This is a genomic window from Pedobacter soli, from assembly GCF_900101435.1.
Classification (GTDB): Bacteria; Bacteroidota; Bacteroidia; order Sphingobacteriales; family Sphingobacteriaceae; genus Pedobacter; species Pedobacter soli.
In genome coordinates this window covers 14,512-27,253 of record NZ_FMZH01000015.1, presented here as the reverse complement: position 1 = coordinate 27,253, position 12,742 = coordinate 14,512, and the positions used below count along the sequence as shown (strand labels likewise).

General features: G+C 39.9%; 7 protein-coding genes. 2 read left to right on the top strand and 5 right to left on the bottom strand.

The features are described from left to right. Positions 1–272 precede the first annotated feature (272 nt). Both BLR37_RS22325 and BLR37_RS22320 read left to right on the top strand, forming a co-directional pair. The gene (locus tag BLR37_RS22325; RefSeq protein WP_090772546.1) at positions 273–3,296 is read left to right on the top strand and encodes a tetratricopeptide repeat protein; all 3,024 of its coding nucleotides are present in this window, start codon (positions 273–275) and stop codon (positions 3,294–3,296) included. Positions 3,297–3,300: 4 nt separating this feature from the next. After that, positions 3,301–4,998, top strand: coding sequence for a porin family protein (locus BLR37_RS22320; RefSeq protein ID WP_090772544.1), 1,698 nt, complete (start codon positions 3,301–3,303; stop codon positions 4,996–4,998). Positions 4,999–5,074: 76 nt separating this feature from the next. Here BLR37_RS22320 and BLR37_RS22315 read toward each other — a convergent pair whose 3' ends face one another. From BLR37_RS22315 to BLR37_RS22295, 5 genes are read right to left on the bottom strand one after another with little or no spacing between them, the layout of a single operon-like run. Continuing rightward, positions 5,075–6,214, bottom strand: coding sequence for a VWA domain-containing protein (locus tag BLR37_RS22315; protein WP_090772542.1), 1,140 nt, complete (start codon positions 6,212–6,214; stop codon positions 5,075–5,077). A gap of 9 nt (positions 6,215–6,223) precedes the next feature. After that, a complete protein-coding gene (locus BLR37_RS22310) occupies positions 6,224–8,449 on the bottom strand; it encodes a DUF5682 family protein (RefSeq protein WP_090772540.1) in 2,226 nt (741 codons plus the stop codon). Between the two features lies 1 nt (position 8,450). Further along, the gene (locus BLR37_RS22305) at positions 8,451–9,533 is read right to left on the bottom strand and encodes an ATP-binding protein (RefSeq protein ID WP_090772538.1); all 1,083 of its coding nucleotides are present in this window, start codon (positions 9,531–9,533) and stop codon (positions 8,451–8,453) included. Between the two features lie 12 nt (positions 9,534–9,545). Continuing rightward, on the bottom strand, positions 9,546–11,006 hold the full coding sequence (locus tag BLR37_RS22300; RefSeq protein WP_090772536.1) for a DUF5691 domain-containing protein: 1,461 nt from the start codon (positions 11,004–11,006) through the stop codon (positions 9,546–9,548). After that, positions 11,003–12,313, bottom strand: a complete 1,311-nt coding sequence (locus BLR37_RS22295; protein ID WP_090772534.1) for an SWIM zinc finger family protein — start codon at positions 12,311–12,313, stop codon at positions 11,003–11,005. The genes BLR37_RS22300 and BLR37_RS22295 overlap by 4 nt, the downstream gene beginning before the upstream one ends. Between the last annotated feature and the right edge of the window lie 429 nt (positions 12,314–12,742).

The following is a 12,742-nucleotide window of genomic DNA, read 5'->3' as shown; positions in this document are numbered from 1 at the left end:
TGGCGGTTTTCAGTTAGCAATGCAACAATTACAACAATACAGTTAACCGATTTAAACAATTAAGCAGTTAACCAATCTCATTGTACTCGATAAATCCACCAATTGAACAAATCACTATTGAACGAATGAACCGGTAATTTTCCACATTCGTACTTTAGCCAATACCAAAGCAAAAAACCTGTCGTTTAATTGTGTTATTAACAGATGTTAATTACTTCTGTTGATAAGCTTTGATACTATTTCTAATTTAGTACCAACCATATTTGAAACCAATGCAGAAAAAATACTTACTAATTCCGCTATTTGTAGCAGGAGGTTTGAGCACCTACGCCCAGGTTAGCGCCGTGCAGAATCTTAATAAAAACTATCAAACGGGCTTAGAATTATTAGACAAAGAAAAATATACGGCAGCTGCGCAACAGTTTAAACTCGTTGAGCTGCAACGTTATAAACCTTCTACCCAAACCGAAAGCAATGCTGAGCTTTCGTTGTTAAAAGAAAATGCAAAATTCTATGCGGCCGTTTGCGCACTGGAGTTAACCAATAGCGATGCCGAAAGTCTGTTTCAGGCCTTTATCCGCGATTATCCGCTAAACCCGAATACCAAGCTGGCTTATTTTTATGTTGGAAAAACTTATTTCAACCAAAAAAACTATAAAAAAGCTTTAGAGTGGTTCGAAAAAACCGATCCTTCTACCCTTTCAGGCAAACAAAGAAACGAATACCAGTTTAAACAGGGTTATGCTTATTTCGAGCTTAAAGATTACGAAAAAGCCGAGCCTTTATTCGAGAAAGTTAAAAAAGAAGAAGGTGCTTTTCAGGAAAGTGCTACCTACTACTTTGCTTACATCAATTATTTAAACAAAGAGTATAAAACAGCCCTTGCCAACTTCGAAAAACTAAAAGGTTCGCCAACTTATGAGGCCAGCTATCCCTACTACATCACCTCGATGTATTACCTGGATGAGCGTTATGATGATGTAATCAGTTATGCGCTGCCCATTATGCAAAAAACCAAACAACAGTTCGAACCCGAAATGTTGAGTTTGGTGGCGGCCTCTTACTTCGCCAAATCTGAATTTAAAAATGCAGAAAAGTATTTTGCAGAGTTTTATGCCAAAGATAAAAGCGAAACCAAAAACAACCTTTTCATTTACCAGTACGGTTATTCTCTGTTCCAAAACAAGAAATACAAAGAGTCGGTTGCCGTTTTAGAAAAGTTAAATACCGACGATATTTACCTGCAAAACGGTATGCATACGCTGGGTAAAGCTTTTATCCAGTTAAACAATAAACAAAAAGCACAGAGTGCCTTTTTCAGAGCATCACGCTTAGATTTCGACAAAGCCATTCAGGAAGAAGCCTGGTTAAACTATGCTAAATTGAGCTACGAACTGGAATTTCATCAGCAGGCATTAGAGGCTACGCAGGGTTTCTTAAAAAGCTTCCCTAAATCGCGTAAAATAAACGAAGCTAAAACCTTGTTGGGTGAAGTATTACTTACCACTAAAAACTATCAGGCTGCAGTTGATATTTTAGAATCAATCCCAGATAAAACTCTAGAAGCCAAAGAAGCTTACCAGAAAGTTACCTATTTCCGTGGATTGGAATTTTATAACGAAAGGGCATTTCCTAATGCATTATCGATGTTCTTACGGTCGGAGAAATTTGCCGAAGACAACGAAATACATGCTTTAAGCACTTATTGGAAAGCCGAATCGATGTATGAGCTGCGTAAATATGGCGAAGCTGTAACCACTTTCGAGAAGTTTTTGAAGATGCAGGATGCCGACAAAACCGGCGTTTACAATTTTGCCAACTACGCACTGGCTTATGCAGCTTTCGAAGATGAAAAGTACAGCAAAGCCGCCAACTATTTCGAGAAGTTTTTAGCCGGAAACGATAAAGACCAGAAAACCATTGACGATGCTACCATCCGTTTAGCCGACTCTTATTTCGTAAACAAGAACTATGGTGATGCGATGGCTAATTACAATAAAATCATCAACAGACATACCAGCGCCGAAGATTACGCCACTTTCCAGAAAGGGATGATCCAGGGATTGGAAAACCAGTATGATGCCAAAATTGGTACCATGCAGAGTTTACTGTCTAAATTCCCGAATTCGAACTACGCTGATGATGCGGGTTTCGAAACGGCATATACATATTTCAACAAAGGCGACTTCGATAAATCTAAATCCGATCTGGTTGCTTTGGTAGCCAAATATCCGCGCAGCAGTTATGTAGCTAAAGCTTTGGTAACCATTGGTTTGGTGCAATACAACCAGGACCAGGACGATGCCGCCTTAGAATCGTTTAAAAAGGTTATTACCGATTACCCGACTGCCGATGAAGCCAAACAGGCGATGGAATCGATCAAAAATATTTACGTTGATCGTGGCGATGCCAATGGTTTCATAGCCTATGCCAATACCACGCCACTAGGCAACTACTCGAGCAATGAGCAGGATAATATCGTTTTTGCAGCCGTAAATAACCTGTATTTAAAAGGCGATGCCAACGGAGCTTTCCAGGCAGTTAACGCTTATTTTGATAAATTCCCGAAAGCCAACCACGAGAAAGAAGCCAAATTTATCAGGGCCGAGTCGCTGGTGAAATTAAAACGTCCGGATGAAGCCATCCCGGATTACGAATTTATCCTGAACGACTGGACCAGCGATTATACCGAACGTTCGTTGGTTAGCATTTCGCAATTATTCCTCGATCAGAAAAAGTATAACGAAGCCATTGTTTACTTAAAAAGATTAGAGACAACAACTGATTATAAATCGCACTATAGTTTTGCCATCAATAACCTGTTAAAGGCTTACACCGCTTTAAACATGCCAGATGACATGCTTAAATATGCACAGTTGACCAAAGACTCGGAAAAAGCATCGGAAGAAGAGAAAAACAGTTCGGGTTTATTCTCAGGTAAAGCTTATTTACTAAAAGGCGATACCACCACTGCCGTTAAAGAATTTAAAAACGTAGTGGCCAAAACCAAAACCATTGCAGCTGCCGAGGCAAAATACAATCTCGCTTTGGTTGAGTATAACAAAGGCGATTACAAAGCCTCATCTAAAACCTGTTTCGATCTGATCAATAACATGGCTTCTTACGATTATTGGGTAGCTAAATCATTTATCCTGCTATCTGATAACTATGTGGCCCTGAAAGATAATTTACAGGCAAAAAGTACACTTCTCAGTATCATTGATAATTACGATGGTAAGGATGACATCATCCCTACAGCCAAAGAAAAACTGGAAAAACTAAACAAGAAGAAGTAGCATTATGAAATCGATTAAATATATATATAGTTCACTGTTTCTTTTAGCTGCTGGATTAATGACTGCACAGGCGCAGGATAAAAAGCCCGAAGAAAAAACTGCCGTAAACGAAGAGATTGAAGTGGTACGCCCTTACAAACCTATTTTGGCAGAAGCTGTAAAACTGAGAAGGAGTCCGAACCTGGATGACGTTAAAACCTATAAGGCCAAACTGAATTACAGCATTACCGATAGGAAACTGGAATTGAACAGTGATATCCAAAAATTACAGGCCCAGGCCCTTGCCGAAGAGAAAGCCAGTATATTGGTAAACAATTATGTTAAGGGCGCTTTTGGCTCACAGGCTACGCTTTTAGGCGAAGCTTACTTTAACACTGGTAAAGATGAAGGTTTGCAACTTGGCGGTTATTTCAGGCATTTTAGTCAGGAAGGCAAGCTGAATAAACAAAACAGCAGCAGCCAGCAATTGAGTGTTTTTGGCCGCAGTATATTAGACGAAAATACCTTTAGCGGTAAACTTAATTTCGAACGCAATGGCACTTATTTTTACGGTATTGATGATGCCCGCCCAACCTTAAACCCAAATCCAGAAAAACAAGCCTTAACCTTTGTTGAGCTGGAAGGCGAAATGGTGAAAAACTTTACCGAAGATCAGGATGCTTTTAGCTATGCCTTAAAAGCCAACGGCTATATCTGGGGCGATAAATTTAGCGCCAAAGAAAATTACTTTACGCTGAATGGTTATTTAAACAAGCGCATCAGCTCGTTTAACCTTGGATTGGCAGCTGCAACTGAGTTTGGCAATACCAAGGATGCTTTAACCAGTGTCGGTAACAATTTATTGCGTTTAAACCCTTACATCCGTTTGCAGGTTAATGGTGCAAAAATTACTGCAGGTATTAATTTTGTACAGGAATTTGGAGCTTTTAGCAGCTCAAGGATTTTCCCGGCCGTTACTGCCGATTTCACTTTGATCCCAGATTACCTACAGGTTTTTGGTGAGGTGAAAGGCGATGTAAACAGAAACTCGCTTAAAGGCTTAACCGATGAAAATCCTTGGTTAAACAGCAACATCAATATTAGAAATACCATCGAAAAATTAAGCTTCAGTGCAGGTATTAAAGGTACCGGCGGACCAGGTTTTGGCTACAAAGCCCGCATTTACGTAAAACAGTTTGATGATATGCCACTGTTTGTAAACAACTATACCGATTTTAATAAGTTTGATGTGATTTACGATTTCGGTAAAACCAAACTCACCGGTTTAGAAGGCGAAATCTCGGTACAAGTAAGCGATGCATTGAAATGGACAGGTAAATTAAATATCGACGATTGGAAACCTGCCCAGGAAACCTACTCGTGGTTTAAACCAGGCTTAAAAGTAAGTTCGAACTTTGTGTATACCTACAACAAAAAGTTAAGCTTTAATGCAGCGGTTGTTATTCAGGACGATGTTAAAGCAAAATTATACATTGCTAATCCGGTTAACCCACAACAGTATGTAGTACCTAATACTTCAATCGAATCGATCGAAACCGTTAAAGGCTTTGTTGATTTAGGTCTGGGTGCAGATTACAGAATTAACAATAAATTCTCTGTTTTTGCCAAAGCAAACAACATTTTGAATAAGAACTATAACAGATACCTGTTTTATCAGGTAAATGGCTTTAATATTTTTGGTGGATTGACCTATTCGTTTTAGGATTAACAAACATCAAACCCAAACGCCTTTAAGTACATTGCTTAAAGGCGTTTTTTTATGGAAATAAATCAGCCCATTACCGCGCATGCACTTTAATATCATGGTCTCCCGCCCATTGATTAATATCCTGTTTATTTAATGCAGCGGCCATTAACTCTGGAAAAAGATCAGGAGTACAGGCAAAAACAGGTACTCCCAATGCTGACAGATATTCGGCATTCCGATGATCGAAAGCTGTCGATCCATCATCATTTAGGGCTAAAAGTGTAATTAGCTGTACTCCATTAGCTACCAACTGAGCTGCCATATTTTTCATAGCCTCCAAATTTCCACCTTCATACAAATCGGTGATCAGTACCAGTACTGTATCTAATGGCTTTGTTATAATTTGGGCACAATAAGTCAGGGCCTTATTAATATCGGTTCCTCCTCCTAACTGAACACCAAAAAGCAGGTCTACAGGATCATTCAATTCGTCGGTTAAATCGGCAACTTCGGTATCAAAGACAATCATTTTGGTACTAATTGCAGGAATAGAAGCCATTACGGCACCAAAAATTCCTGAGTACACTACCGAAGTCCCCATCGATCCGCTCTGATCCAGACATAGGACAATATCCTTCATTGATTTTCTTTTCCGCCCATAACCTATGCGTGTTTCGGGGATGATGGTTTTATACTCTGGCTGGTAATGTTTAAGGTTGCGCTTGATAGTTTCGGCCCAGTTGATTTCATTATGCTTTGGTCTTCTGTTTCTGGCCGAGCGGTTTAAACTTCCGGTGATAGCTTGTTGCGTTGGCGACATCAATTTCTGCATCAGTTCATCGACCACTTTCTGTACCACTAACCTTGCTGTTGCTTTTGTTTTTTGCGGTATAGCCCTACCCAAAGTCATTAAATTGGCCACCAAATGAACATCTGGAACCAACGTTTCCAACATTTCGGGCTCAGTAAGCATAGAGGTAAGGTTAATGCGTTTAATGGCATCCTGCTGCATTACTTTTACCACAGTTTGCGGAAAATATTCACGAATATCGCCCAACCATCTCGAAACATTTGGTGATGATGGTCCCAATCCACCCTTCCGATCTGAGTTGTATAAAGCTTCTAAAGTATTGTCGATACCGGTTTCTGCTTTGGTGAGTACCATATCCAGCTCCTGCCGGGTTTGTCCGCCCAATATTAACCGCCACCTTTTTTCTAGTTCTTCTTGCATAACATAAATTTAAAAGCCCAGTATTTTTTCGAGTATAGGCAAAACCATTTCCGCCCGAGCTACATCCAGTTCATCAGCTTGTGTAAGCTTTTTACCTAACGATGGTGCCTGTTTTACCTTTTGTGCAATGCTGTTTTTTTCAGAAGGGTTGTAAGCAGCAAAAGTGCGTCTTAACAAGGGAACAACTTCTATAAATACTTCTGCACTTATTCCGGCCAGCCAGTTGTTCAGGATATCCCATATTTCGTGGTCGAAGATTAAAACTGTTGCGGCATCTTTTAAAAAGCCCTCAATCCAAAGTGCGGCATAAGCTGGATTGCTGCCCACAGAAAGTGCCCTGCTAAGCTCCAGTGCGGTTTCTTCGGTATCGATTATTTTCGAATCGTATAACAGTTTACAACAGGTTCCATGAACCAACGGCACTACATTTTTAAGTTTTAGTATTTTGAAAAGGGTTTCGAGCCAATCGTTTTTCATTGCTTCGTTATCCAAAAACAAAACAGCCTTGTTTACCGCTTTAACCTTATCTGCAATAACTGCCGACTGTTCTTCATCAATACCTAAACAGCTTGATGGCAAACCTGCATTTATACGCGAAAAGATAGATTGCAGAATGATGCCAATGGTTTCCTGATCGGTTTGACGTACGTTTCCGTAGCGGCTCACCTCTGTTAAGGGAATAAAAGCATCCATTAACATAACAATATCAGAAGTCATTGCGGCCAGTTCATCCATTCTTGCCAATACCAGTTGTACCCCTTCATGCAGATCGGCTGGCAAAGCTTTGCTTACCAGCTCGGTTATTTCGGCCAGGTGGTTACAGCTTAAAGAAATATGTTTGAGGTAATGGTTACAGGCAGCTTCGACCGTATTGCCCCACGGTGCTTTTTCGAGCAGTGCAATAGAAAGTTCGGGATACCAGAACAATAGCCACTCTTCTTTAAAAGTTCCCTTACCGCTAGTGTATTGTTGCTTTGCCCATTTGATATCCAATATCAATAAGCGATGGAACAGGATACTTTTTTGTAAACCGCTTGCTTCTCTTAAATCTAAATTGACGGTTTTTTCTTCGTTTATTACTTTTAAACGCAGGCTTTTAACCTGCTGTTCGAAATCCTTTTGCAGGGGTACCTGTGGAATTCCTGCCGGAACAGTACCCATATCGTTACCGATAATCAATTCTCTCCTGATCAGCTGCATCGGAATATCATCTCCCATACACATTACTGTTTGGGTAGCCTCGTTAAGCTCTTTTAAACCGGCTTTATGCATGTTTCTTAGGGCCGCTAAAGTATTTGCCAACCTAACGGCCTCGATAATATGTGCCGATGAAATATCGATTTTATTTTGCCTGAAAACATTGGCACTGTAGGTTAACCACTTCGTACCATCGTCGCTCTGGTTGTTCCAAATGTGTTTGTACCAGCCTGGCGAATCTAAACCCGCCCCATAGCCACTTTCAAAAGCCAAACGGTCGCTCGTCCATGGGATCCAGGTGGTTTCGATTTTCGTTTTAGGCAGATTCTTTAACAGTGCGTCATCATCCTTTTGTTTAGGCATGTGCTGTAACGCCGGAATATGCCAGGCACCACATATTACAGCAATTACGCTGTACATTTCACGTTCCGCCTGCCTGATTCCGCGGCGCATAAATGCCTCACGGATTTTTTCGGTCTTGCTATTTTCCGTTGAATCTTCCCTCAAAGCCCCAATGGCTTCTCCAATTGATGTAAAAACTTCTTCCGGTTGTTTGGCAATTTCAAAATGATGTTCCCACCATTCTTCCTGATCGTCGAAACCGGCAATCTCTGCCAGGTAGGATAATGGATTTTTAGTAGCAAGATTAAATTCGTGCACTTCGTCTGCTGCACTGATATGATCAGGCGCCGTGGTTTCCGATGGTTCCTCTGTTACTATTTCTACCAGCTTATGGGTAAGCGGCATATCGATAAACCTGACTGGAATTTTACTTTTCAACCCATATTTAATGGCTTGCCATTCTGGTGAAAATTCGGCGAAAGGATAAAAAACCGATTGTTTGGGATTATCAGGAACATAAGCCAATAAAGCTACGGGCGGTTTCATTTCCTCATCGGCCACCCATTTTAAAATGGCTTCTCCCTCCGGCGGACCTTCAACCAGAATAATATCGGGTTTGAGGCTTTCCAATGCTTCCAAAACATGCCGGGCAGATCCAGGGCCATGGTGCCTGATCCCTAAAAGATGAACAGACATATTAAACGATATCTCTACAAGCCCTGTAAATGTCTTTCCACCCGTCTTTTTGCTTCAGAACAGTTTCCATATACTCCTGCATCACGATTTTATCCTGAACAGGATCTTTAATTACCGAACCGATAATACCGCTGGCAATATCATCGGCTTTTAAAGATCCATCGCCAAAATGATAGGCCAAAGCCAATCCGTTGTTCATTACCGAAATGGCCTCTGCTGTACTTAAGGTGCCCGATGGCGATTTCAGTTTGGTTTTACCATCAAGTGAAACACCATTGCGGAGTTCCCTGAAAATGGTTACAATCCTTTTTATTTCTTCGGCAATTGATTTTTGCACAGGCAGATTAATCGACTTGCTAAAACTAGCTACCCTTTGTTCAACAATGTTAACTTCCTCTTCAATTGAGGTTGGCACAGGTAAAATAACCGTATTAAAACGCCTTTTTAGTGCGCTCGAGAGCTCATTTACACCTTTATCCCTGTTATTTGCAGTTGCAATTACATTAAAACCCTGTACGGCCTGAACCTGTGTATTCAGCTCAGGTATGGGCAGCATCTTTTCAGAAAGGATGGTGATCAGCGAATCCTGAACATCGGCCGCAATCCTGGTCAACTCTTCAATACGCACAATTTTACCTTCTTTCATCGCGCGCATTACGGGTGTTTCTACAATGGCCTCTTTAACCGGACCGGCAGATAACAACATGGCGTAATTCCAACCATAACGCACTGCTTCTTCGCTGGTGCCTGCTGTACCCTGTATTACCAGGTTCGAATCACCGGTAATAGCCGCGGTAATGTGTTCAGAAACCCACGATTTAGCTGTCCCTGGTAAACCATATAACAATAGAGCCCTATCGGTAGTCAATGTCGCTACTGCAATTTCCATCAACCTCCTGTTACCAATATATTTTGGTGTAACCTCAAAACCATTAGCCAGTTTTTTCCCCATTAAATAATCGATAACAGCATGTGGCGATAATTGCCAGTTTACAGGTTTTACATTTTTATCTTCTTTTTTTAATTCTTCGATTTCCTGCTTAAACTGTTGCTCGGCAGATTGTCTTAATACGTTATTTTCCACATTAATTAGATTTTAAAATTTTAGTGTTTGCCTTAACTCGATATAGCGGATCATACCGGCTACCTGGTTACTGAAATATTTTACCTGGTAATGGTCTGATGCTGGTGTCTCATATTTTTTCAATAGTGACAACAGGCCATCTGGGATTGATAAAGCCAATTTTTGATAAATATTGGTCTGGATGGCGTATGGATTATCGGATAGTTTTTTCAAAATACGCTCGGCAATTGTCGTTTCGATGATATCGTAAGTTTCCAGGATCAGGTCCAATACTTTATTGAAATCGGTTTCGAGCAGGTCTTTAACAAAAGTATTCCGCTCTTTAGTATCTACATATTTGAGTAGCTCAATCCCGTCTTTGATGCCTGATTCAAGTAATTTCTTACTTAAAAATTTATCTTCAAAATGGATTGCGGCGTTTTTTAAGAAAGGTTTAAAAACATCGGCATTTTTATCGCCCAGCACCAGTTTCAGCCACTCTTCTATAGAAAGGTTAAATTTTGAAGCCAGTGTTGCTACATCGATAAATCCGAAAATCTGCGCTACCCAAAAAACAGCATCATCAACACCTTTTTGCGAACTGATTTTTTCTAAACCATACTTAAAGAGGTCTTCATCAGGTGTAATATTTGCATCAATGCCCAGAACCTTTTTCTTTGCGATAAGCAGTACACGTTCTTCTTTAACTGATAGACTTTTTATGAGATAATCTATAAATAGTTGATTTATTGCAGTTCCCGGCACCAATTTAAGCAGGTAAACAGCAATATCTTTTACTTTTTTGCTTTTGTCGTTTAAAACCGATACTAAAAAGGCTTCATCGTTAATAGAAAGATTAATTTCTAATAAAGCTATAAATTCGGCCCTTACATTTGCACTTTCCTGTTGTAAATCCTTTAACAAGGCTAAGGCATCTGCTGGTGCATCCTGCCTTAATCCGGCAAAATAGTTTAAGCGCCAATCCAGATTGCCTGTTTCCCAATCTTCACCTGATGGGCTGGCAGCAAAAAGCGGTGACCAGTTTTTATTAATGCCGGCCAGCCATTTTCCGGTTTCACCACAGGCAGTTAACACTGCTTCGGCTTTCTTTTTCTGAGATAAAGCTTTATTCAAGGCGTCCGGAACCAAATCGGAGCCAAATATTTTACCGGCCTGATTGGTGCAGTAAACAAGATAATAAAACAACACATCATCTTTTAACTGAAGCGCTGATTTGATCTGAAAACCAGTATATGCATTAAGTTCCTCTTTGCCTTCTTCCGGGCAGCTTACCTGAATACCACTATGGACATTGGGTATCCTACCACATTCGTTATAAAGGAAGTTTACCGCGGCATTTTTCAAAAAAGCATCTTCTTTATCTACCTGTTTTTCAACAATCTGGTTCCCTATGCTATTTAACTCCGATATGGGATCGTACTGCACCTTATCGCTACCCAGCAGGGCTGTTTTTATAATATTCTGATCGTTCATTTTACCGGATAATATTTAGCATTTATAAACAACGATGATACATTAAACTGCTCGTTCTGATAAATCCCAAAACAAACAAAAGATTTACCTTTAGTGATGGATAGGATTAGCCAACATTCGTCTTCAAGATTACTTAATAAAATAGTTTTCTGATCAGCATCAACCAGCAGCCAGGCTTCATTTTCGAAAACAACCTTTATAGAAGACAGCAAAAAAGGGATTTCTTCCACAAACGGATTTACGGTTAATAAACCCGAAACATGGCTAAAAAGGTCGGCAATATGGTTTTGCGTTTCCGGTAAAAGCTGTGAGTTCTCTTTCTGAACTTCACCCTTAAATAAGGCTCTTAAAGGTGAAGGAGATGGATAAAAGACCAGTTCTGCACAAATTACATTACCCGATACGATGTTATTGGTATTAACCTGCACAGCAGTATAAAAATTAATGATCAGGGCGTAACGTTTGGTGCCTTTACCATACATCCAGATTTTTTCCGTTCTCAGATTATTGTCCTCTGTTATATCTATCGACAATACAAACCAATCGTCGGTTACACCTGTAGTGGCCAACACTTGTTCTTTTGGCGTATTCCATCCAATTAGTGATCTTACTTCCTGTTTAAGCTCGTTGCTTAGTAATTCCTGATTTTTGTAGGCCTCTGTAAGCAAATAGGTTTTGCTTAATGATTTGATCAGCGTTTTTTGCCAGCCATCCTGATAGAAATTGATACTACTTAATCTCTTGAGGTTATTTGCCAAACCACCGGCCTGGGCATCAACCATTCTGGCCGCTATATTTTTGTTAAAATCGTATGCATTTTGCGGAATGCGCATGATCCCGGTGCGCACCAAATCTTTAATCCAAAGCCTGAGCTCTTCAACACCCAAATCAACTTTTTTAGCCCTTGCTTCTACTCTTTTTTGCTGCGCTTTCTCATCCACCACAGTATCTTCATTTGGTTTCTTTTCTTCCTGTTTAGCAGCGCGTTTATTAATCCATTCGGCTACGTATGGTACCAGATCCTTCTCACCAGAAAAAACCGATGGATGGGAAGCATACAGAAAAAGAAGTCCCAGACCATGTTTGCAGGGAAATTTACGACTCGGGCAAGAGCATTTAAATGCCAGATTACTTAAATCTATAATGGTTTTATATGGCGTTTTGCCACTACCCTGGCAATCGCCCCATAGTGCTTTTTCATTAAAGGCTGCTACAATCCATTTAGATGAAGTTGCCAATGCTTTACCGGCTTTAACAGATGCATCATCTGGCGCCAGTTTTAAAATCTGATCATGAGTAAACTGCATTATTATTGAAAGATATAATGCCTTGATAGGTGAAGCTTACCGAAAAAGTTTTCGCTGAATTTGTTTTCCATTGGAGCGTACAGTTTGTTAAAACCAAATATAAAAAAACCAACGGGTGTGCAAAATAGCTACCAAAAAAATCATAAAAATATTAAATAAATTTAATCGTTAATACCTTATCACAAGCGATGCAAATGCCCCAAAAATGGTATAAAAGTTAAGTCACTTGCCTGCGGATATAACATTTCAGCGTTTATCTACGTTATGTTTGGGTAGATACAGGTATCATTTTTGCTAATACTTAATTTAAATCGTTATCATCCATAAAAAATCATATCTTTCTTGTATTCAATTTTTTAACCGAAAATTAAAAATATGGCCATTGCTACATTTGAAGGTAGAATTAACAAATTAAAATAAAAACGCTAA

Coding starts and splice junctions, on each gene's coding strand:
- BLR37_RS22320 (WP_090772544.1), top strand. CDS start 3,301: ATGAAATCGATTAAATATATATATAGTTCACTGTTTCTTTTAGCTGCT.
- BLR37_RS22325 (WP_090772546.1), top strand. CDS start 273: ATGCAGAAAAAATACTTACTAATTCCGCTATTTGTAGCAGGAGGTTTG.
- BLR37_RS22300 (WP_090772536.1), bottom strand. CDS start 11,006: ATGAACGATCAGAATATTATAAAAACAGCCCTGCTGGGTAGCGATAAG.
- BLR37_RS22310 (WP_090772540.1), bottom strand. CDS start 8,449: ATGTCTGTTCATCTTTTAGGGATCAGGCACCATGGCCCTGGATCTGCC.
- BLR37_RS22315 (WP_090772542.1), bottom strand. CDS start 6,214: ATGCAAGAAGAACTAGAAAAAAGGTGGCGGTTAATATTGGGCGGACAA.
- BLR37_RS22295 (WP_090772534.1), bottom strand. CDS start 12,313: ATGCAGTTTACTCATGATCAGATTTTAAAACTGGCGCCAGATGATGCA.